The organism is Luteitalea sp., assembly GCA_009377605.1.
GTDB lineage: Bacteria > Acidobacteriota > Vicinamibacteria > Vicinamibacterales > Vicinamibacteraceae > WHTT01.
On record WHTT01000066.1, the window covers coordinates 14,217 to 36,016 of the forward strand.

The window sequence follows — 21,800 nt, forward strand, 5'->3', positions numbered from 1 at the left end:
CTGAAGAGGAGATCATGAACAAAGTCATCGTCATCACCGGCGCGTCGAGCGGGTTCGGCGCGCTGACCGCTCGTGCACTTGCCCATGCGGGCCACACTGTCTATGCCACCATGCGAGCCACGACTGGCCGCAACGCACCGCAAGTGGCCGAGGCCGCACGCTACGCCTCCGAGCAGGGCGTCGATCTCAGAACCCGGGAGCTCGATGTCGCGTCGACGGAGTCCGTGGAACGCGGGATTGCGACAATCGTGGCCGAGAGCGGGTGCATCGACGTGGTGATCCACAACGCCGGCCACATGTCCTTCGGTCCTGCGGAGGCGTTCACGCCCGAGCAGTTCGCAGAGCTCTACGACATCAACGTCCTCAGCACCCAACGGATCAACCGGGCGGTGCTGCCGCAGATGCGCAAGCGGGGCGAGGGGCTCGTCGTATGGGTGTCGTCGAGTAGCACACGGGGCGGAACGCCACCGTTTCTGTCACCGTATTTCGCCGCCAAGGCAGCCATGGATTCGCTCGCGGTCAGCTACGCGAGTGAGCTGACGCGCTGGGGGATCGAGACCTCAATCATCGTCCCCGGAGCCTTCACCAAGGGTACCAACCACTTCGTCCACGCAGGGGCTCCGGCCGATTCGGCACGCGCGGCCGAATACATCGATGGGCCCTACGCAGGCGTACCTGAGCGGGCGTTGGAAGGCCTGGCCGCGCTGGAACCCGCGGACGCGGACGTCCGCGCTGTCGCGGAAGCCATCGTGAGGGTCGTCGACACGCCGTTCGGCAAGCGCCCGTTCCGCACGCATATCGATCCCTCTCAGGACGGCGCGGAGATCGTCAACGGCGTCGCTGATAGAGTCCGTGCAGAGCTGTTCCGGCGCATCGGCCTCGAGGATCTCCTTTCGCCGCGGAAGGTGCCAGAGCGCCTGGCTCAACACGCGAGAAACGATGAGCGGTGCCTATATCGAACAGGGTGACGGCGTGTACATGGTTACGGGGAGCCGCGTATCCCTCGACTCGATCGTGTCCTCTTTGTGTCCGGTCAGTCAGCCGAAGCGATCGCGCAGGCATTTCCGGTCCTGCGCCTAGCGTGGATGCTCCGCAACGACGCATCCACGCGAGATGATAGGCGGCGACAGACTCACGACTCAGAGGACAGTTCGCGATGCGCGCGTGCACGTTCTCGATCGATTTGCTCTGGCGTTGCGCCGAGCGTCTCAAGAATGTTCTCAATGAACGCAAGGGCGACTTCCCCTTCACCTGAGTACACGGTGTCGGCGCCGGCTGCCTTCAGAGCTCCGACGTCTCGCAGATACGATGCGCGCGCCAGGACGCGCACCTCTGGGTTCAGCCCGCGCGCGGCGCGGATCACCTCGGTGCTGTTGGCCATCCTGGCAGAACCAAGAATGAGGTTGCTTGACGCGGGAACGCCTGCCGCAACGAGCGTCTCAGGACGAGTCGCATCGCCGTATACGGCGTCGATCCCACGGTCGCGAAGCGCCCGCACAGTGTCGATGTTGAGTTCGATGACCGTCGGCTCGATGCGGTTGTCACGCAGCAGGTCGACCACCGTGCGACCCGTTGGGCCGTACCCGATCACCACCGCGCGATGACTCGGATCGGGTGGACGACGTGTCCCTGGAGATTTCGCGTCGATCGCTGTTGCTGGTGCGCGATCCATCAACTTTCGGATCCGTGGCCGGGCGGCGATCCATCGCTCTGCGGGTCCAATCGCCCGGTACAGCAAGGGGTTGAGCACAATTGACACGATCGACGTCGCGACGAGTACATTCGCCGCGGCTGACGTCAGCACACCAAGTTCTCTGCCGAGCGTCGCGAGAATGAACGAAAACTCGCCGATCTGCGACAGCGCGATGGCGACCGTGAGGGCCGCTCTCACCGGGTACCCCATCGCCCACACAATCAGCAACGCGACGAGCGGTTTTCCGAGCAGCACGACCATCAACGCGCCGATGACGAGGCCCGGTGCTTCCCACAGAGAGCTCGGATCGAGCAGCATCCCAACAGAGACGAAGAACAGTACGGCGAATGCATCTCGCATGGGCAGTGCTTCCGAGGCAGCGCGCAAGCTGTACTCAGATCGACCGACGATCATACCCGCGAGAAATGCGCCAAGCGCCATGGAGACGCCGAAGATCAACGCGGAGCCGGTGGCAATCCCCAGCGCGACAACCAGCACGGTCAACGTGAACAATTCTCGTGACTTCGTTCCTTCGACGTAGTCGAGCACCCGCGGAATCATACGAGTGCCGACGACTGCCGTGAACGCCACAAGCGCGAAGACTTTAACGGCGGTCAACCCCAAAGCGGCCCAGAGCGGCGTCTCCGCATCGGTTGTGCCGAACAGTGCTGGGAGCAGCACCAACGCGAGAATGGTGAAGAGATCTTCGACCACCAACCACCCAACGGCGATGTGGCCGGCCTCCGTATGCAGGTCGTTATTGTCCGCGAGCACGCGTACCAGGACGACAGTGCTGGCGACAGCCAGCGCCATGCCGAAGATCAGCCCTGCTGACCAGTCCCAACCAACAGTGACCGCGAGGAGAGCGCCCAACGCTGTCGCCACCGCGCTCTGCGCAACAGCGCCAGGTATGGCAACACGCCGGACCGCGAGCAGCTCGTCGAGGTGAAACTGAAGCCCCACACCGAACATGAGCAGAATCACGCCGATTTCTGCCAGTTGCTCCGCTAACGAGGCATCGGCGACGAAGCCGGGCGTGTGCGGGCCGACAAGGGTACCCGCGAGCAAATAGCCAACGATGGGAGACAGACCGACGCGCTGGGTGATGTAGCCCAACACCAACGCCGCACCAAGCCCGCCGGTCAACGTGAGGATCAGCTCGTAATCGTGCATGTGAGAAAAACGACGACAGGACCGCCATTGGCCTCAGCAGCTGACGGAGCGTCGAGGGCATCAATTGCCACCGGGTACCGGTTCGCAGTGGGCTCGTTGCTGGGTGCCACGAGGTTGCTCCAAGTGCCCAGCGCCGGTCTTTGGACGATCGTGTTACCCGCGTTTCCGCCGGCGCTCTGAGCGTGCGGCTGCATTGGGACGAGTCGTCATTTCAGGCGGCGGCTGCCCTGCGGGCGCTCGCTGCTGCTTGTGAGATGGTCGATCCTCTGTCGTGTCCTCTTGTGTTGCGCTTTGTGGAGGCTGCACCACCTGCACGCGTCGCCCAACGATCGCGACAATAACAACAATAACCGCCAGAACGCCAAACGTGATGAGTTCCCCTGTGTCCACACGTGCCTCCCGCCTGGAAAACGTGATTAAACACGCCCACGACGACCATCACGGCAGAGCCGCTGGTGTCGGTAACGCGATCCGCAAGCGTGTCAGGCGAGAGGGGGTGGTCGAGAGGCTAAAGGTAAGCGGCGAAGCGCATCTTTGAGCGGCCCTGACAGCGGCGGGACACGCTGGCCTGGCAGGACGACTGGAGGGTGAGTCCAAGGGCGGGCGGTCCGATGGCCGGGAACGAGGCCGAGTGTGTCGCTGTCTTTCGCTCGGATCCCGTGTGCGCAGTTCGTTACCGGCGAATACAGCGAGACGTACGGTCGGCCACTGCCGTCCGTCCGCTGTTCCGTGGCGTTGTCCAGGCCGATGCCGCCCAGGCAGGGAACGGCTGACAAGGCTACAACCGCAAGCAGGTGGACGAGTCGCCAGCTTCGCACGGCCCGCAGTATATCGCGGCAATAAGGCGAGTGTGGTGCGCGGCCCTACAGTGTGGTCCACCGCCCTTGCTCCTGCATAGGCCGTGACCTACCCTTTTACGCCCTGCCGTCATACGTCCAGACGCCAGCACGCGCTGACACACAGCGGAGAATCTCATGCTTGAGGTCCGGGGATGGACCTCGCCCGCGAGCTGGCATGCCCGACATTTCGGACAAATGCCTGGGTGTCAGGGACGATTTTCGCAACTGTCGACAGGGGCCTGCAGCCCGCGAACGCTCATGAAAATCGACCCCTGAGGATGATTTTCGACCCTGGCGGATTACCGCTGCATGATCATTGCGCCTCTGTCGTAGACGCTCGACGCGCCGCAGCCAATGCACGAGGTTCGACCTGGCGACGATTGGGGCCACCAAGCTCCAGTGACGCGCGAGAGGGCTGCACCGGCGAGGAACAACAGCGGGCGCCCTCCCTCTCCTTCGCGCAATTATCCTGCTTCCGGCAGCCGGTCGAGAAGCTTGTCAAGCGTGATCGGATAGTCGCGCACGCGCACGCCGGTGGCGTTGTAGATCGCGTTGGCGATGGCCGCGCCGACGCCGCAGATGCCGAGCTCACCCACGCCCCTGGCCTTCATTGGCGACGAGATCGGATCGGTCTCATCGAGGAAGATCACCTCCTGGTGCGGAATGTCGGCATGCACGGGTACTTCGTAACCGGCGAGATCATGGTTGACGAAGAAGCCAACGCGCGTGTCGACCGCGAGCTCCTCCATCAGCGCCGCGCCGGCGCCCATGGTCATCGCGCCGATGATCTGGCTACGCGCCGACTTCGGGTTGAGGATGCGGCCCGCGGCACACACGGCGAGCATGCGTCGCACGCGGACCTCGGCGGTGGCGGCGTCGACGCCGACTTCCACGAAGTGCGCGCCGAAGCTCGATTGATGATACGTCTCCGCGAGGTCGCCGAACTCGATCGCATCCTCGGCGACGATGCCGCGTCCGCCTGCGGCCTCGGCGAGCGACACGCTGCGATCGCCCTCACGGACACGGCCGTCCTCGAACACCGCATCGGCGGGGTTGAAGCCGAGTCCTTGTACCACCGCTTCGCGCAGCTTGACGCAGGCGGCATACACGCCGGAGGTCGAACTGTTCGCGCCCCATTGGCCGCCCGAGCCCGCCGACACCGGGAAGGCGGAGTCACCCAGGCGCACGACCACGTCGCGCAATGGTACGCCCATCATCTCGGCCGCCGTCTGCGCGATGATCGTGTAGCTGCCAGTGCCGATGTCGGTCATGTCGGTTTCGACGGTGACGATGCCGCGACTGTCGAGGCGCACGCGCGCCGCCGACGTCGTCACCGGACTGTCGCGGAAGGCAGTGGCAACGCCCATGCCGATCAACCATTGCCCGTCGCGCGTTCTGCCAGGCTGTGGATTGCGCTTGCTCCAGCCGAAGCGTTCCGCGCCGGTGCGCAGACACTCGACGAGACGACGCTGCGAGAACGGGCGCTGCGGACGCTCGGGATCGACCTGTGTGTCGTTGAGGATGCGAAACTCGATGGGATCGAGGTGGAGCTTTTCCGACATCTCGTCCATGGCGACCTCAAGCGCCATCGATCCCGGTGCCTCGCCCGGCGCACGCATCGCATTGCCTTCGGGGAGGTCGAGCACGGCAAGCCGCACCGCCGTCATGCGGTTGGCGCCGGCATAGACCCTGCGTGTCGATCTGGCGGCGGACTCCGGTTTGCCGCCAGCCAGGTCGCCGGACCAGCTCTCATGGCCGATCGCGGTGATCTTGCCATCCCGGGTCGCGCCCAGCCGGAGCCGTTGAATCGTCGCGGGCCGATGGGGCGTGTTGTTGAACATCAGGGGCCGCGGCAGCGCCACCTTCACGGGCCGTCGCGCGGCACGTGCGCCAAGCGCGGCCAGCAGCGCATCAGCCCGTACGAAGAGCTTGCCGCCGAAGCCGCCGCCGATGTAGGGGGAGATGATGCGGACATTCTCCTTTGGCAGCCCGAGCGTCGTCGCCAGGTCGGTCGCGCCCCAGTCGATCATCTGGTGCGACGTCCACAGCGTCAGCGTGTCGCCCTTCCACGCTGCGATCGACGCCTGCGGCTCCATCATCGCGTGGGCCTGATCGGGCGTGGTGTACGTCACATCGAGCTGGACCGGCGCCGCGGCAAACGCACCGGCAAAGTCGCCCACGGCCGTGTCCGGCGCGCCCCCGACGATGCGTTCGGGCGTGATCGCAGTGTCCTTGGCTGCGGCTAGGTCGAACGCGCCCTCGGCGCGGACATACTTGATGCGGACCAGTTGCGCGGCGGCGCGTGCCTGCTCCAACGTCTCCGCGACCACCAGCGCGATCGCCTGGTGATAGTGCTGAATCTCCGGACCGCCGAGCAGCCGGGCGGTGTTCCGGTCGGCCTTTTCGAGCGAGCCGGCCGTCTTCGCCGTGACGATCGCGAGCACCCCGGGCGCGGACCTGGCATCGCTCACATCGATCGACGCGATCCGTCCCTTGGCGATCGCCGAACCGATGACGTGCCCATACGCCGCATTGCGCACGACATCGTGCCGCTCATAGGCATACGGCGCGGAACCCGTCGTCTTCAACGGTCCGTCGATCCGATCGGTGGGTTTGCCGACCACCTTCAACTGATCGATCGGATTGGCGGTGGCGGGCCTGTCGAACTTCATCGCGGTGCTCCCTTCGCCTGCGCCAGCACCGCGCCGAGCGTGCGCTCGACCAGCGTCAGCTTGAAGGTGTTTTCGCGCGTCGGCCTGGCGCCGGCGAGCAACCGTGTCACGACCGCCTTGGCACCGCGCGGCATGTCGGCCTCGGCCGCTTCGACGCGCCACGGCTTGTGCGCGACGCCTCCCAGTGCCACGCGTCCCGTGCCGTCGCGCTGCACGACGACGCCCACCGAGACGAGCGCAAAGGCATAGGAGGCGCGATCGCGCACCTTGTGATAGATCTGCGTGCCGCCAATCGGCTTGGGCAGCGTGACCGCGGTGATCAGCTCGCCAGCTTCCAGCGTGGTCTCGACATGGGGCGTGTCGCCTGGCAGGCGGTGGAACTCGGCAATCGGAATGCGTCGCGTCGAGCCGTTCGGCCGCACCGTCTCCACCGTCGCATCGAGCGCACGCATAGCCACCGCCATGTCGCTGGGGTGTGTGGCGATGCACGCCTCGCTCACACCGACGACCGCATGCTGTCGGCTGACGCCGCCGATCGCGGCGCAGCCGCTGCCCGGCTGGCGTTTGTTGCAGGGCTGGTTCGTATCGTAGAAATAGGGGCAGCGTGTGCGCTGAAGCAGGTTACCGGCGGTGGTCGCCTTGTTGCGCAACTGACCCGAGGCGCCGGCGAGCAGCGCGCGCGAGAGCAGGCCATAATCGCGCCGTACACGCGGATCTGCCGCGAGATCCGTGTGCGGACCAGCGCGCCGGCGCGCAGCCCGCCCTCGGCCGTCGGTTCGATCTTGTCGAGCGCCAGGCCGTTCACGTCGATCAGATGCGTGGGCGTTTCGACGTCCAGCTTCATCAGGTCGAGCAAGTTCGTGCCGCCCGCGATGAACTTCGTGTCCCGGCTGCGGGCGGCGGCGGCCGCCGCCTGCGCGGGCGATTGCGCACGCTCGTAGGTGAACGGTTTCATGTTCCCCTCCCGGCGACCTCGGTGATGGCGTCGACGATGTTGGAATAGGCGCCGCAGCGGCAGATGTTGCCGCTCATGCGCTCGCGGAACTCGGCGGCGGTCGCTTGCGGCTGCGCGATGAGGTCGGCCTTGACGTGGCTCGTGATGCCGGCCTTGATCTCGTCGAGCATCGCCACCGCGGAACAGATCTGCCCGGGCGTGCAATAGCCGCACTGGTACCCGTCATGCTTCACGAAGGCGGCCTGCATCGGGTGCAGGTTCGCAGGCGTGCCCAGGCCTTCGATCGTGGTGATGCGGTCGCCTTCGTGCATCACCGCGAGCGTCAGGCAGGCATTGATCCGACGCCCGCCGGCGATCACCGTGCACGCGCCGCACTGGCCGTGATCGCAGCCTTTCTTGGTTCCCGTGAGATGCAGGTGCTCACGCAGCGCATCGAGCAGCGTGGTCCGCGTATCGAGCTCGAGCTCGCAGGCCTTGCCGTTCACGTCAAAGGACACCGTCGAGAGGACGGGCGCCTCTGTCGCAGGCGCCTGGTCCTTGGCAAATAGCGGGACTGCGGTCGCCGCCACGGACGCGGCGCCGACCTTCAACAACTCACGCCGAGTCATGTCGAGGCTGCCGGGACGTTTCATGTCGTGTTCTCCAGCCGATGTCCGCTCAAAAGCCACAGGATTCTGGAAGCCGGGCCCCTTGGGTTGCGTTCATCGGGAATCTTCCTTCTGTTGGCTGCTTGAACGCACCTCCAGCAGTCTGCTCTGGCGAGGCCGGCGGGCGGTATGAGGATCGTGCGAATTCGTTGTACGATTCTGCAGGCTCGAATCGTCGATCGGGCGAGGGCGAAAAACGGGGGGCCACCGTGCTATCGAAGTCTCGAGCGGAAGAACGCGAACTCGAGCGGGCGCAAGCGAGCAGGGACGAGCTCGCCGAGCGGATCGCGCGTCATCTTGAGGAGGACGGGACCATCGAGGCGGCTCCAGGCCTCTTCCTCTCTCGCGCCTCGGTGCCGACCAGGCCCATCTACCGCGTCACTGAGCCGTCCTTCTGCGTCATCGCCCAGGGAAGCAAAGAGGTGCTCCTCGGCAAAGAACGTTACCGCTACGACGCTTCCCACTACCTGCTCATCTCAGCCGGGTTGCCTCTGGCGGGCCACATCGTCGAAGCGTCGAGGGAGCGACCGTACCTCGGCGTGCGCGTCGTGCTTGACCCCGCCGTGATCACGGCGGTCCTGATCGAGGCCGGCCTCGTCACCTCGCCGGCAAGTGGCACCGTCAGGGCCTTGTCCGTCAGCCGGCTCGGCACGAGCCTGCTCGATGCCGTGGTCCGGCTCGTCGACACGCCGAGCGACTACGGAGTGCTCGCGCCACTCGCCGTCCGAGAGATCGTGTACCGGCTATCGCTCGGAGAGCAGGCCGGGCAGCTTCGCCAGATCGCCGTCATCGGCGGCCGTGCGGACCGAATCGCAAAGGCGATCGAGCTGCTTCGCAAGGACTACGACAAGCCTCTCCGCATCGCCGGCCTCGCCCGGAAGCTCGGGACGAGCATTTCGGGCCTCCACCACCACTTCAAGAAGGTCACCGGGATGAGCCCGTTGCAGTTCCAGAAACAGCTCCGGCTGCAGGAGGCCCGGCGGCTCCTCCTGGGTGGTGGTGATTCCGACGCCGCGACCGTTGGATACCGGGTGGGCTACGACGATCCGTCGCACTTCAGCCGGGAGTACAAGAGGCTCTTCGGCGAGCCGCCGGTGCGCGACGTCGAGCGGCTGCGAGGCGCGGTCGCGAGTCGGCTCGAACCCGCGGTGGAGTCTGAGCCACGTCCTGTGATGCCCACTCTCTGAGCTCCTTCGCTGACGAGCCAGGGTCGAGAGTTGTCCAGACTGTTGGGGGTGCAACCGGTCGGGCGCGCTCTGAGCTTGCGCGCGTGCTGGATCTCTGGAGCACACGGGACAGAGACGAGGAACGACTGTCGTGCTGTACCTCTCCTACACCCCACGACCGCCACTGAGCGAGTTCGTGGAGCGGATCTGGCTGGCCGTCGACGGTCAGTTGCCACGCAAAGACCGAATCCTCCCGAGCGGGACGATCGAGCTCGTGGTCAATCTGCGCGAGGACCGTGTGCGGATTGATGGCGCGACTGATTCCACACGCGCCAGGATGTTTTCCGGCGTGGCCGTTTCCGGAACATATTCCGGAGTGTTTATCGTCGATGCGATGCAGCACGCGGCGATGATGGGCGTGCACTTCAGGCCGGGCGGTGCCTTTGTGGTCCTGGGAGTGCCGTCTGGTGACTTGACGGATATGCATGTCGATCTGGCGGCGCTCTGGGGCGAAGCCGCCGCTCGTGAGCTGCGCGAGCGCCTGTGCGCAGCCGCGACACATCGGGAGCGCTTCCAGCTCCTGGAAGCGGTGCTTGTCGGGCGACTCCGGTCGACCGTCCGGCGGCATCCCGTCGTTCCATTCGCGCTCGAGCGCTTCGGACCGAGCGGCTTGGGTGCGTCCGTTCGAGAGGCCGCACGGCAGGCAGGTCTCAGCCATCGGAGGTTCATTACTGTCTTCACCGCCGAAGTGGGTCTCACGCCGAAGCTGTTTTGCCGCGTTCTCCGCTTCCAGCGCGTCCATGCGCTGGCTCAACGGACAGGACATATCGACTGGGCCCAGATGGCCCTTGCCTGCGGGTATTTCGATCAATCACATCTGGCGAATGAGTTCCGCACGCTCTCAGGTCTGAGCCCGACGGAATATCTGCGGGACGTCCAGGACACACTCAACCTGTTGCGCAATCACATCGCGATCCGCTGAGAGTTCAATTTTTTCCAAGAAGGTTGCTTACTGTCTCTGCAGAATGGATCCTGAAGGGCGGACGCCCACGTCCCCAACAAGGAGTCACGCTCGTGAACAGTACCGCCGACGTGTGTTTACCACAGAGGCAGCCAGAAACCACCGTGATCGTTCGCTACATCGTCAACGACGTGCCGGCCAGTCTGGAGTTTTATACGAAACACCTTGGATTCACGGTCACCCGCGATGCGAGTCCCGGCTTCGCCTTGGTGGCGCGAGGGCCGTTGCGGCTCGCGTTGAGTGGCGTGACGGGCCCGGGGGGCGGGGCGCGGGCGATGCCCGACGGGCGCATGCCCGAGCCCGGCGGATGGAACCGCATCCAGATTGCGATCGGCGACCTGGCCGCCGAGGTCGCGCGCCTGCGCGCAGCCGGCCTCCACTTCCGCAATGACATCGTGCGAGGGACTGGAGGCTCGCAGATTTTGCTGGATGACCCGTCGGGGAACCCGATTGAGCTGTTTCAAGCGTAGTGAGATACGCGCATTCCTCGCCTGAGCTGCGAGCTCGAGTCCGAGCGGGTTGCCGAGCTGTTGATATCGCAAAGGTCAGTACGATACTCATGTGTCATCCCCAAAGGAAGCGCGGCGGTCATACGGCGATCCAATCCGAACCGTCGCGCGAGACCCGGCGCGAGCGAACGGTGATCCAGACGAGGACGAGCATGGTGACCACGCCCCAGATCACGATCGATGCGAGCGTCGTCGCATCGGGCGCCAGGAGGCTCTGTCCTCGCAGCGCCTCCCAGAGCAACAGCAGAAACAGCGACGCATAGCTTGCCGCTGCAGCCAGCAGTGCCCTGACGCGAACGGCCGCAGGCCGACGCCACCGCCGTAGGCCGAGCGCGATGAGCGCGAGCATCTGGATCGCGTGCAGACCGATGAAGTGTGGAACACGCAGATCGCCATGCTCCCGGCTCCACGCCGTCACCGGCATGCCGGGACCGCCGTCCACGCCGCCGACCGAGTGCGCGCCCGAAATCGTCATGCGGCTTCCGGCACGGGCGTCCGCAAGCTGCGCGGCCGTTGGACGAGTCATGAGCGGGCCGGTCAGCGCGCCGGCGATGGTGAGCGTCATGCCGAGACGCAGGGCCCATCCGAGCGCCCTGTCAGTGAATCGCTGCCGCCACAGCGCGACGGCGACCGCCACGCTCACCAGCGTCTGCAGGAGGATCGCGCCGCCCATGATGAAAAACAGCGCCGCATCGAGCGGCGTCGACACGTTGAAATGGCTCGTCGTCCCGCGCCAGGCCTGTGTGTCGATGATGGCGACCTCGAGCACGAACACGATCGCGGTCATCCAGCCCACGACGCGGCGGACGCGCGGCCAGTCCGACAACGATCCGTAGATCCACGCGAGCGTCAGGCTGTAGATGGCAGTGGAGACCGCGAACTTGAAAGGCTTGAGCCAGGCGGGCGCCCCGGTGATGATTCGCGGATCGACGAGCATGCCCACCAGTGAAGCGCCGGCCACGACGAGCATCAGCGCTCCCACCGCCGTCAGCGGCGGGCTGGCACGCCACAGGCGATCGAGCAGGGCGGCGGCTCGAAGCCCCGCAGTAGACCGGGAGGCGCGTGGTGTCGAATCCATGAAAGGCTCCTCTGATGTTGTCAGCGTCAACATAGAGATATCTCACAATGTTGACGATGTCAACATCTGCCAGTAAGATGAGGTCGTATGGCGCGATTGACACGGGCGGCCAGCAAGCCGGACCGTCCCTACCATCACGGCAACCTCCGCCGCGCCCTCCTCGACGAGGCGCTCGCCACCATCCGCGCGGAAGGCGTCGACGGTCTGACCCTGCGCGAAATCGGGGCCCGGCTAGGCGTCTCGCGTACCGCGCTGTACCGACACTTCGCCGACAAGCGGGCGCTGCTCGCTGCCGTCGCCGCCGAAGGGTTCCTCACGCTGCGCCAGCAACTTGTCACAGCCTGGGAGGAAGGTGGCCGCGAACGCGCGGCGTTCGAGGCGATGGGGGTTGCCTACGTGCGCTTCGCGGTCGCCAACCCGTCGCACTATCGCGTGATGTTCGGCGGCTTCGTCGACCGGAAGGCGTCCGAGCCCGAACTGGACGCCGAGGCCGCGGGCGCCTTTCAGGCGCTCGTGGATGCCCTCGCCGCGCTGCAGCGTGACGCGGCCGTGCGGGGCGACGACACCGTGACGATGGCCAGGTTCGTCTGGGCGGTCGTGCATGGCGTAGCCATGCTGGGCATCGATGGCCAGCTGCGCGAGCCGGGTGGCGTCGAGGAGCTGATGCGATACGCGATCGAGCGGCTGCGGACCGGAGTCGGAGTCGACACTCGGCCTCCTCACCAGAACCTTCGCGGTACGGTCTAGCCGTTGGAGCCTCGGGCTCAATTCGTTGAAGAGGCGCTCTATGGGGTTGTCCGCCTCCGCCTTTCCGTTACTCGCTTCGACTTGGCCGGCTCCGCCGGCCTAGCCGAAGCTCGCCGAAGGCGAGCGAAGGCTGGCTGGGTGTTAGGGACGATTTCCGCAACTGGATGGTGGGCGCTGCGTGACGCAGAGCGCGTCAAGGCCGCGGGCAGCGATTGCGGGCAGCGGGCCCATGAACTTGCATCATGTCATCATCTTTGTAATCATGATGTATGGTTCGAACACAGGTTCAGTTGACCGACAAGCAAGCAGAGGCGCTGCGTCGGCGATCGAAGCGCGAGAACACCTCCCTTGCCGAGCTTGTACGTCAGGCTATCGATGCGTTCACTCGCACGGAGCCGCCAAGCGGGCGGGAGCTTCGTCATCGCGCGATTCGCGCTGCTGGCCGGTTTGCGTCTGGCGTGCATGACACGTCGAGCCACCACGACGAGACGCTCGTGGAAGCCTTCCAGTCGCGATGATCCTGGTCGATACGTCCGCGTTGTACGCCGTACTTGACCGCGATGACCAGAATCATCCTGTCGCTAAGGCCACGTGGGGCAGGTTACTCGAGACAGACGATACCCTGCTCGTAACCAACTATGTCGTCGTCGAGACGACTGCCCTTGTGCAGCATCGGCTCGGCAGGGAGGCAGTCCGAGTGCTGTGTGGGGACATCCTCCCCGCCCTCGACGTGCATTGGATTACCGAAGCCGATCATATGCACGCGCAGACTGCGCTGCTCGCGACCGATCGTCGAAGGCTGAGCCTCGTAGATTGCAGCAGTTTCCACGTCATGAGGAACCGCGTGGTGCGCACCGCGTTTGCCTTCGATCCACACTTTCGCGAGCAGGGCTTTGACGTCTTGCCCGGTGCCATCGCTCGCGGCAAAGAGGCGGCTCCAACCAAGTCCTCCGAGTAGCATCGCGGTACGCGACATGCCTCGAGTTGATCGATATGAGGCGTCGTTACGTCTCGTCCTCAACCTGATCGCTCTTGGCGTTCTCCCGCGCAGCGTCCGGCGGCGCGACCTTCGCAATCTGGTCGAAGTCGCCGTCGGCATGTTCGAGCGCCGCGCCGTGACACCGTGCGCAGGCGTCGATAAGCAGATCGGTGGCCGGCACGGTCACGCCGGCCGTTCGGCAGCGCCGGGCTAACTCGTACGCATCGTTCCAGACCTCTGGAGTGATGCCGAGTTCCGGGACGTGCCGTTCGAAATCCCGCAGAATCCTCTTCTCGCGGTCACCGCCCGCGCCGTTCCAGAGCTCCAGTCGGACGAGCGAGCACCAGCGGGCAGAGCCGGCATGGAGCGCGGCCTCGACCCTTCCGCGAACAATGGCGTCGCCATCGGGACGCAGGAAGTGAATCCAGGAGGAAGTGTCAACCAGAACCATCGCTAAGCTCGGCGACGCATCTGCTGCAGTGCGTCGACAGTCATCAGGTCGGGACACGTTCCCGCCAACTTCGCCAGTTCGGCCATGCGTCGACGACGGTTGAACTCCGTAATGGCAGTCACGATCGCCTCACGCTTGGTCCGGGCCCGAGTGAACCGCATGGCATCCTCCAACTCGCCATCAGGAATATCAACTGTGGTCTTCATGAATCTACTGTAGGCTAGTTTGGATTCTTCGGCAACCAATACCCGCATCATGAGTCAGGCGACCACCCAACTCGGTGGCTCTATGCGCAGGTCGAATGCGAAATGGCGCCAGCATGGAGAACGTCTCGGCGATTCGCACCGGGGAGAGGTCCGGCGTTCCATTCTCGTGGAACTCTTCGAGCACAGCATCAAAGGCGACAGGCGCACATGATCAACGAATTCCGCACGTTCGCTTCCGCCCGCACGGCGGCGCGATCGACCCGCGCATGTCCAACTCCGTGGTCGCCCCTGCGAGTGGTTGCGACGGTCGGACACGGCCCCAACAGACGCGCTCCCAGACTAGGAATCCGCTAGACTCCTGCTCACGGCATCTCTTGGGAGGTGGATCATGGAGACGAGGTACCACACGCTTCGCCTGATCGGCAGCATCTACAAGGTGCTTGGCGTGACCGTGGCCATCGTGACGGTCTTGGTGGTCGTGCCCGGCGGACACGCGAACGCACGCGAGACGATGTTCCAAGAGGCGCAACACGCATGCCGAATTGGCCGCACGGCCAGTTCGTGCGGGAACGGGCGCAAGATCGCACGGATGCGGATGAGAGGGACGACATGAAAACGATGACGGTGGCGATGCTGGTACTCGTGGCTTCCGGCGCAACGGTGCGGAACGTGGCCGCGCAGGAGGCGCGCTCGGCGGAGCGGCAGATGGCGGCGGCCGTGCTCGCGGCCCCCGAGGACCGCCGCGGCGATGCCGCGGTGCTCGGCTACGACGACAGAGGGGCGGTGGTCACGCTGCGCGAAGGGTCCAACGATCTCGTCTGCCTGGCCGACGACCCCGAGAGTGACGAGTTCAGTGTCGCGTGTTATCACAAAGACCTGGAGCCGTTCATGGCGCGCGGCCGTGAGCTGCGCGCGGAGGGCGTGGAGAGAGAACTGCTCGGGCCAACCCGCTGGAAGGAAGTGGAGGCCGGCACCTTGCCGATGCCCCGGGAGCCACGCACGTTGTACGCGCTGACCGGCAAAGGCTACGACGCGGCCAGCGGTGAGGTCACCGATTCGTACCTGCGCTGGGTGATCTACGTCCCGTTTGCCACAGCCGAGTCGACGGGTCTGGCCACCACACCCAACGCGTACGCACCCTGGCTGATGGACGCGGGCACCGCCGGCGCCCACATCATGATCAACCCGCCGCGCCAGAAAGAGTGAGAGGACCGGCAGTCTGTGGCGTTTACTGCTTCACAAGCTCCACCCGGCGGTTCTTGGCGCGGCCTTCCTCGGCGTCGTTGGACGCCACGGGCACCAGCAGGCCGACGCCGGCGGGCGCGGCGGCCTGAGCGCTTTCCGTTTCTGCCTCGGCTGCCGGCGACCGGTTCGCCTCCGGGCTCCCGCTGCAACCGCCTGCGAACAGAGACGCGCAAGCGAGCGCTCCCAAGACTTCGCTGATTGACATGATTCCCTCCATCAGTGCGTTACTGACCGCAATTGATATGGTCACCGTACGATGCACGGAAGAGTAACTACGGCGGCAACCGTGAAGCCAGGACTGCGACGCAGCAGCCGCAGCGCGTAGCAGACATCCTGCCAGACACTGTGGAGCTCGGCCTTCCGCCCGACATCACGCGTGTGGTCCTTCACGGCTTCCATGCTGCCCCTGTCGACCTGGAACACGCCATCGTCAACCGGCTCGAGGTGCACCAATGCGGCGCGCTGTGCATCGCTTCGAGCGCGACACCCAGGTCGGGCGGGTCGGGTTCTCGCGGACCACAAGGATCTATTGGGACATCATCGCGATCGGGCAGCAGAATCGGGCAATTGCCATTCCGCTTGAAGGCGGGTGTACTCGCGCTCCGGCAGCAGCACGAAGATCGGGTGCTCCTCGGGTCGCAGCCAGGCCAGCAGGTCGAGCATCGCGGGCTCGGCCATCGCCGTGCATCCGACCGTCGGCGCTCCGGCGGTCCTCCAGAGGTGCGCGAAGATGCAGCTGCCCGCCCCGGCCCGTGCGTCCGCGTTGTGCTCGATGACGAAGCCGTGCTTGTAGAGCTGATCGCCGTCGACATGAAGGTCGCGCCGCATCGGCTCGGTGGAGCCTGCGATCGCCGCTTCACCGACCTCGCGGGCATCGACGATGCGGTTGTAAAGCGGGGACGCGGTCACATCCATGCAGTAATGCGATGCGTGCATGGGCGCGTAGGGCAGCGCCGTGCGCGCCGAGTCGGCGTAGCCGAACGCCTCGCCGATCCGGAACACGCCGGCGGGACTGCGGCCGTCGCCCTCGCGCTTGACCGGACCCGGCCGATCGGGATGCAGGCCCGCGCCCCAGGCTGAACCCGAACGACCGATGGTGACCGGGACAGCGGCAGCGGCGGCCTGCCATCCGCGTTTCGTCCGGACGAAGGTGCGCATGACCCCGTGGTCGGCGTCCCAGTCGGCGGTCGTCACCAGCACGAGCTGGCGTGCCCCCTTCCACGGGACATCGATCGCCTGGGCGGCAATGCCGTCACCTGAGACCGCGGAAAGCATCATCGCCAGCTGCGCGATCAGCAGCCGCAGGACGACGCGCCGGATGTTGGCTGGGTTGGACATGGCGATGCCCGATCGTTTCGGATGCCCGGATGCAGTCACGATATGAACATCGGCTGCATCCGATCCAGATTGTCGTCGAGCCGTGCTAGTGTCCCGCAACAGTGATTCGTTGCATAAGTCCCGGAGCGCGGCGTTCGCCTGGCAAGGCGCGAGGAAGGAGAATACAGGCCGTATTTGACTGACGAGCAACGTCGCCAGGCGGGCGCCCCGCCCGGGAATTATGTGACGAATCACTGTTACGGGACACTACGGCAGTCTGTCCTCGCCCACGAGCCTCCATCCGTTCGCGCGGGGCCGGAAGTAGGCAACTACGGGCCTCTCCCATGCGGCGTGGGTCTCCTCCCCGACAGCGCTGATGGCCACACACACGAAGTCCCCTGGCGCGCGCGAGAGGTGCGCCGGCGCCGGGAGGTGCGGACCGGATCCGCTGGTGCTGCCAATCGGACGTGTCTCGCCCGTCTGATTGTCGAACCAAGACCACTCGGCCCGATACCCCTTGGGCTCGGGCGCCACACCGGCGCCGGACGCAGCGTTTTCGAACCGCAGCACGCCCGCGTCATCAAGCGCTGGATTCACGACGGGATTGATCGCTGGAAGATAGCGCCGCACGATCGCGTCGCGGCGCTCGATGAGCATCCGGATAAGCGCCGCCTCGGCATCCGGGTCGCCGAATTGGCCAGTCGCGACCGCCGCACGGATCACATCGTCGCTGATCGCCGCGACCTTACGCGCCGCCCAGAACTTGTCGTCGAGCCGGGCTCGGAGGAATGCCGGGTTCGGCACGCGCGGCTTCCACAGCTCGGGATCCCAGTGCGTGTGGTCGGCTGGGATACGTCCGACGGCGGGCGCTTCATACACGCGGTTCGTCCGCCACGGGCGCCGATAGAAGCCGAGCCCGAGAATGCCCTTGCCGATCTCCTTCGGCTCGACGAGGTACTCGTGGCCCTCCCAGTATTCACGAGGCATGACAGCGGCACTCCCGAGCGTGGAGCCGAAATCCAACAGGTAGTGCTGTACGAACGCGTGTCCGTCCTCGACAATCAGGGTATCGAGGGTGTTGGCACTCTTGGCATCGACGTGGTTCAGCCAGGCGGCGAAGGTGCCGTATCCGCGCAGCTCACGACGATGCTCGTGGGGGAAGACGTCGTTCGGATCGTCGGGCCGCGTGCTGTAAAAACGAAACCCTCCGAGTGGCCGGCCTGGGAGCATCTTGCTGGCGCTTACGCGGTAAGAGCCATCCGCGTCACGGTCCGCGCGCTCGAGCAGCCACTCGATGTCACGCCGCTGCATCTCACGCGGCTCGGCGCCGGGCGGAGAAATCTGAGCACCGGGCTCGATCACGAGATCGTCGACGCGGAGGTTCGCCACGTAGTACTCGGGCACGTGATAGCCGAGTGCCCAGAACAGCCGCGACACGACGGTCTCGGTGCCGGTTGCCATGCCTCGCCAGCCCGGTGGATCGAACTTGATGAACCACGCCACACCGCGTGCGTCGCGCACGGTGAAGCCTGGCGTGATCCCATCGCTCTTCGCGGAGACGATCGTCCAGCGACCTGGTGCCGGTCCGAGCCCATCGCCGCCGCCACGCGCGACCTCGTCGGGCGTGAGCGGGCGCGCTCCGGCACGATTGGTGAACCACGGACCGTCGGGTACCTCGCCGACGGTATTGATGTTCATCGCGCGCCTGTCGAGGTCGGGATCGCCCGGCTTTCCGAACAGGTTCTCCACGAGGTCCCAGTTCAAGCTCACCGCGCCGGCCCGCACTCCGGAGGCGTCCTGCGTGCTCGCCTCCTCCCACAATGGGTCATCACCATAGAAGTGCGGCGAGTCGGCCAGACGTGTGGCGGATACCAATGCCGCACTCGAGACGAGGGCCGCCGCCACCGCCAAGCTGCGCCGCGCGAATCGCAGGACCGCTCTGTTGGACATGACTCGAAACTCCGCGCCCATGCCTCGACCTTTCAAAAAGCGGTCCCCCCGCCGATGTTCAGCACCCATCCCTCGCGGCTTCTGGCAAGATCCAGCCGTAGAGCCGTGAACGAGGGGCCATGGACGCGGAGTCCGATTCCGTAGTTCTTCTTGAGCCCCTGTAGGTCGAGATCACGATGCCGCGCCACGACCTTCCCGGCATCCACGAAGATCGCCATGTCGACGAGCTGTCCGGGCGTCCAGCGGTACTCACCGGAAAGGAGCAGGCGATGTCGATCGCGGAAACGCCAGCTCGGATAGCCGCGGAGGGACGAGCTGCCACCCAACGCCGGCAGCATGAAGACCGGCACCGTCTCGGCGTCGCCAACCTCCGTGGTGGTCACCAACCCTCTGAAGCCGAGCACCCAGTTGGCTCGCATGAGCGGCAGCAACTGGACGATCTCGGCCTCCGTTTGCCGGAAGCTGAACATTCCCGTGTCGCGGTCGCCGTAGCTCGCCCATTCAACGCGGTATTGGCCGCCTCGCTGGCTGTAGCCTGGCTCGTCCCGCCAATCGACATCCAGGAAGATCCGCCCGACACCATACGAGACGTCCTCGCCGAAGCCCGCCGCCGTCACAGGGGGCGGATCGAGCGACGCGTCGAGCCGGCCGGCATCGCTGCGCACGTCGAGGTATTCTGCTCCGCCACCAAGCGCAAGCCATTCCATGATCTGAAGCCTGCCGGTCACCGCGAGTGTTGTAGGGGTGTAGGTATACGTCGTTTCCTGATCCGGGTCGCTCTCATTGCCGATGCCGTAGAAGGCCACTGACGGTGCGTCGAGCCACTGGACCCGTGCGGTCATCGCGAGGCGGTGCCGGACGAGCTCCGGAAGGTCCAGGTCCGCCTGAAGGAGCTTGTAGTTTCGCGCCGACCAGGCGCCGCGTGCGTTGAATCGGCCGGTGTCCGCGACGCTTCGCTGATAGCCGCCGCCCAGCCCCAGCCACGCACCTGGGTAAATGCTCCCGATCCAGGGATACACCGAGCTCGTTGCCAGGACGAGCTCTTCCGCCGTGTCCAGGATCTGCTCACCTGTGGAGTTCTCATACGGTCTGAGCTGTTCCGCCTTCTTCGCCTGCATCATGGCGAGCGCGTCCGCACGGGAGCTCTGTGCGAGCGTCGCGCTGGGCCACGCGAGCCATGCAAGCGCCACCGCAGAGACGCGAGCCACGCGCACGACCGTCCCGCACAAGCTCTCGAGATTCACGCCGATGATCACTGTCTCGTGTTCCATGATCACAAAGCAACACTTTCCCCTACTTTACGCTACTGTGTGGAGACGTCGCGTCGCTCTGTGACCTGGCGACGGAGAACGCGAGCATGACGATACGTTCATGCCAGATGAGTTGGTGAAGTTCGACACCAACACAAAACGTTTGGAGGTGTTGGCGAACTAGCGGCGAGAGCGCAGCTGGCGCTGACGTCAGCCGACCGTGTTCAGAATAGCGTCTCGGAATTCTTGCACGTCGCGCACGTCCGTACGGATTGCGCGAAGCACGAGAGACGGATCGAGTCGTGCATAATCGTGCACAAGGATGTTTCTGAAGCCAACCATCCGTCCAAGAGAATCGGCCAGCGGGCGAGCGAGTACGCCGGCCTCGGCCAGGATGTCGAATGTTGCGGCTCCTGTATCAGGTACACGCAGTTGTCTGTCGGCCACAATGTGGTCAGCGACATCCATACAGACCTCGATGACGAGATGAAGCGTGCGCTCGACGATGCGTTGCGTCTTCCAGTCGGCGCGGTAAGCATCCAGCTCGACCTCGCGATAAGAGCGCAATTGCTCCAAGTACAAGTCGATATCCGCGATTTTTCGCAGGATCAGATCGCGATCAACCATGCCCGTACCGAGCCGTGAGAAGTCGATGCTCACGAACGCGGAAGTCCTGAAACATGCGAGCGATTCGCGATTCATACCGATGACGTGCGAACGGCTTTCGGTCCAGTACGACACGACGATCGACGAGAACCCGACCGGCGAGAGAAATGGGAGCCGTGTTCAGAAGCACGACGTCAATGGCATCGGTACTCAGGTGCTTCGCCGCGGCGCGCGCGACCTCGAGCCGCGCGAATTGGCCATCGATACCCTCGGCGGCGTGGATGGCGATGTCCACGTCGCTGCGCGTCGACCGCCGGTTCGTGCTCACGCTGCCGAACACATACGCGAAGTCGATACCTGCAGAGGCACGGGCGATGGCGTCGCCAAGGCCAACCAGCCGCTGGTCGATGTCGTCCGGAACAATCAGCCTGAGTGGCACGCAATCAGTATATACCTGCGATGGCCGCGGAGCTCGCCCCGGGGCCGGTTCGGCACAATTGTTGTGCCACTCTAGTGTCCTGACCGCGTGGTTCGCGCAATAAGTGGCGCGGCCTGAAAATCGAGTGTTCGCTGGGCGAAGCGCGCAATGCTGGCGAGGATCTCGTCGGCGCTCTTGGTCCAGATGAACGGTTTCGGATTCGCATGGTGCGCAGCGATGAACTCGCGAATCGCCGCCTTCAGCTGCACGACGCTGCGATGGACGCCGCGCCGCAGTTGTTTGTTCGTGAGCTCGGCGAACCAGCGTTCCACGAGGTTCAGCCATGAGCCGTACGTGGGCGTGAAATGGACGTGAAAGCGCGGGCGCTTGGCGAACCAGTTCCGGATCAACGGGGTCTTATGCGTGCCGTAGTTGTCCATGATCAGATGCACGTCAAGGTGTCGAGGGACGGCAGAGTCCACCGCATCCAGGAACTGCCAGAACTCGGTCGCGCGATGCCGTTGATGAAACTGCGTGATGAGCTCACTGGTCTTCACGTTGAGCGCCGCAAACAACGTGGTCGTACCATGCCGACGATAGTCGTGCGTGCGCCGTTCGACCTGTCCGGGCCGCGTCGGCAGCACCGGTTGTGTGCGATCCAACGCCTGAATCTGCGATTTCTCGTCCACACAGAACACCACGGCATGCGTCGGCGGATGCATGTACAGCCCGACGATGTCGCGGACCTTCTCAATGAGCAGCGGAACGGTCGACAGCTTGAACGTCTCGGTGCGATGCGGCTGCAACCCAAACGCGCGCCAGATGTGTTGCACCGTTGTGCGACCCAATCCGCTCGCTTTCGCCATGCCGCGGCTGCT

At 65.0% G+C, this 21,800-nt stretch carries 23 protein-coding genes and 1 pseudogene; 9 read left to right on the top strand and 15 right to left on the bottom strand.

The features are described 5' to 3' along the window. Window positions 1-11: 11 nt before the first annotated feature. Entirely contained in the window at window positions 12-968 is a 957-nt protein-coding gene (locus tag GEV06_19990; protein MPZ20174.1) for an SDR family NAD(P)-dependent oxidoreductase, read from the top strand. 164 nt (window positions 969-1,132) lie between these two features. On the opposite strand, the gene GEV06_19995 is transcribed toward GEV06_19990, so the two are convergent. The 4 genes and pseudogenes from GEV06_19995 to paoA all read right to left on the bottom strand — a co-directional run bounded on the left by GEV06_19995 (window position 1,133) and on the right by paoA (window position 7,964). Next, the gene (locus tag GEV06_19995; protein ID MPZ20175.1) at window positions 1,133-2,866 is read right to left on the bottom strand and encodes a sodium:proton exchanger; all 1,734 of its coding nucleotides are present in this window, start codon (window positions 2,864-2,866) and stop codon (window positions 1,133-1,135) included. Window positions 2,867-4,169: 1,303 nt separating this feature from the next. After that, window positions 4,170-6,377 (bottom strand): molybdopterin-dependent oxidoreductase, encoded by a 2,208-nt coding sequence (locus GEV06_20000; GenBank protein MPZ20176.1) that lies wholly within the window; start codon window positions 6,375-6,377, stop codon window positions 4,170-4,172. Beyond that, window positions 6,374-7,332 (bottom strand): annotated as a pseudogene (locus GEV06_20005) (xanthine dehydrogenase family protein subunit M). The gene GEV06_20000 and the pseudogene GEV06_20005 overlap by 4 nt, the downstream one beginning before the upstream one ends. Beyond that, window positions 7,329-7,964, bottom strand: coding sequence for an aldehyde dehydrogenase iron-sulfur subunit (gene paoA, locus GEV06_20010; GenBank protein MPZ20177.1), 636 nt, complete (start codon window positions 7,962-7,964; stop codon window positions 7,329-7,331). The pseudogene GEV06_20005 and the gene paoA overlap by 4 nt, the downstream one beginning before the upstream one ends. A 17-nt stretch (window positions 7,965-7,981) precedes the next feature. On the opposite strand from paoA, the gene GEV06_20015 reads away from it, so the two are divergent. From GEV06_20015 to GEV06_20025, 3 genes are all read left to right on the top strand, one after another. Next, the gene (locus GEV06_20015) at window positions 7,982-9,166 is read left to right on the top strand and encodes a helix-turn-helix domain-containing protein (protein MPZ20178.1); all 1,185 of its coding nucleotides are present in this window, start codon (window positions 7,982-7,984) and stop codon (window positions 9,164-9,166) included. A gap of 130 nt (window positions 9,167-9,296) precedes the next feature. Continuing rightward, on the top strand, window positions 9,297-10,127 hold the full coding sequence (locus GEV06_20020) for a helix-turn-helix domain-containing protein (protein ID MPZ20179.1): 831 nt from the start codon (window positions 9,297-9,299) through the stop codon (window positions 10,125-10,127). A 143-nt stretch (window positions 10,128-10,270) separates the two neighbouring features. Beyond that, window positions 10,271-10,636 (top strand): VOC family protein, encoded by a 366-nt coding sequence (locus GEV06_20025; protein MPZ20180.1) that lies wholly within the window; start codon window positions 10,271-10,273, stop codon window positions 10,634-10,636. A gap of 118 nt (window positions 10,637-10,754) precedes the next feature. On the opposite strand, the gene GEV06_20030 is transcribed toward GEV06_20025, so the two are convergent. Further along, entirely contained in the window at window positions 10,755-11,753 is a 999-nt protein-coding gene (locus GEV06_20030; protein ID MPZ20181.1) for a hypothetical protein, read from the bottom strand. A gap of 87 nt (window positions 11,754-11,840) precedes the next feature. Between GEV06_20030 and GEV06_20035 the strand changes: the two genes are divergently transcribed. The 3 genes from GEV06_20035 to GEV06_20045 all read left to right on the top strand — a co-directional run bounded on the left by GEV06_20035 (window position 11,841) and on the right by GEV06_20045 (window position 13,458). Continuing rightward, window positions 11,841-12,500, top strand: a complete 660-nt coding sequence (locus GEV06_20035) for a TetR family transcriptional regulator (GenBank protein ID MPZ20182.1) — start codon at window positions 11,841-11,843, stop codon at window positions 12,498-12,500. Window positions 12,501-12,769: 269 nt separating this feature from the next. Further along, window positions 12,770-13,018, top strand: a complete 249-nt coding sequence (locus GEV06_20040; protein MPZ20183.1) for a ribbon-helix-helix protein, CopG family — start codon at window positions 12,770-12,772, stop codon at window positions 13,016-13,018. After that, on the top strand, window positions 13,015-13,458 hold the full coding sequence (locus GEV06_20045; protein MPZ20184.1) for a PIN domain-containing protein: 444 nt from the start codon (window positions 13,015-13,017) through the stop codon (window positions 13,456-13,458). Before GEV06_20040 ends, GEV06_20045 begins: the two co-directional genes overlap by 4 nt. Before the next feature lie 46 nt (window positions 13,459-13,504). Here the strand turns inward: GEV06_20045 and GEV06_20050 are convergent, their stop codons facing one another. Next, the gene (locus tag GEV06_20050) at window positions 13,505-13,930 is read right to left on the bottom strand and encodes a PIN domain-containing protein (GenBank protein ID MPZ20185.1); all 426 of its coding nucleotides are present in this window, start codon (window positions 13,928-13,930) and stop codon (window positions 13,505-13,507) included. Window positions 13,931-13,932: 2 nt separating this feature from the next. Then, complete coding sequence (locus GEV06_20055; GenBank protein ID MPZ20186.1) at window positions 13,933-14,136, bottom strand: DUF2191 domain-containing protein; 204 nt, start codon at window positions 14,134-14,136, stop codon at window positions 13,933-13,935. Between the two features lie 388 nt (window positions 14,137-14,524). Between GEV06_20055 and GEV06_20060 the strand changes: the two genes are divergently transcribed. Continuing rightward, a complete protein-coding gene (locus GEV06_20060; protein ID MPZ20187.1) occupies window positions 14,525-14,749 on the top strand; it encodes a hypothetical protein in 225 nt (74 codons plus the stop codon). Then, window positions 14,746-15,342 carry a hypothetical protein gene (locus tag GEV06_20065; protein MPZ20188.1) on the top strand — a complete coding sequence of 199 codons (597 nt, stop codon included), beginning with the start codon at window positions 14,746-14,748 and terminating at the stop codon, window positions 15,340-15,342. Before GEV06_20060 ends, GEV06_20065 begins: the two co-directional genes overlap by 4 nt. A gap of 22 nt (window positions 15,343-15,364) precedes the next feature. Here GEV06_20065 and GEV06_20070 read toward each other — a convergent pair whose 3' ends face one another. From GEV06_20070 to GEV06_20105, 8 genes are all read right to left on the bottom strand, one after another. Next, complete coding sequence (locus GEV06_20070) at window positions 15,365-15,586, bottom strand: hypothetical protein (GenBank protein ID MPZ20189.1); 222 nt, start codon at window positions 15,584-15,586, stop codon at window positions 15,365-15,367. A gap of 41 nt (window positions 15,587-15,627) precedes the next feature. After that, window positions 15,628-15,831 (bottom strand): hypothetical protein, encoded by a 204-nt coding sequence (locus GEV06_20075; protein MPZ20190.1) that lies wholly within the window; start codon window positions 15,829-15,831, stop codon window positions 15,628-15,630. Window positions 15,832-15,918: 87 nt separating this feature from the next. After that, window positions 15,919-16,659, bottom strand: coding sequence for a hypothetical protein (locus GEV06_20080; GenBank protein ID MPZ20191.1), 741 nt, complete (start codon window positions 16,657-16,659; stop codon window positions 15,919-15,921). A 306-nt stretch (window positions 16,660-16,965) separates the two neighbouring features. Continuing rightward, window positions 16,966-18,648 (bottom strand): hypothetical protein, encoded by a 1,683-nt coding sequence (locus tag GEV06_20085; GenBank protein ID MPZ20192.1) that lies wholly within the window; start codon window positions 18,646-18,648, stop codon window positions 16,966-16,968. 32 nt (window positions 18,649-18,680) lie between these two features. Then, a complete protein-coding gene (locus GEV06_20090; GenBank protein ID MPZ20193.1) occupies window positions 18,681-19,919 on the bottom strand; it encodes a BamA/TamA family outer membrane protein in 1,239 nt (412 codons plus the stop codon). Between the two features lie 189 nt (window positions 19,920-20,108). Then, on the bottom strand, window positions 20,109-20,600 hold the full coding sequence (locus tag GEV06_20095) for a DUF86 domain-containing protein (GenBank protein ID MPZ20194.1): 492 nt from the start codon (window positions 20,598-20,600) through the stop codon (window positions 20,109-20,111). Then, the gene (locus GEV06_20100; protein MPZ20195.1) at window positions 20,518-20,943 is read right to left on the bottom strand and encodes a hypothetical protein; all 426 of its coding nucleotides are present in this window, start codon (window positions 20,941-20,943) and stop codon (window positions 20,518-20,520) included. The genes GEV06_20095 and GEV06_20100 overlap by 83 nt, the downstream gene beginning before the upstream one ends. Before the next feature lie 71 nt (window positions 20,944-21,014). After that, a complete protein-coding gene (locus tag GEV06_20105; protein MPZ20196.1) occupies window positions 21,015-21,788 on the bottom strand; it encodes an IS630 family transposase in 774 nt (257 codons plus the stop codon). Window positions 21,789-21,800 lie beyond the last annotated feature (12 nt).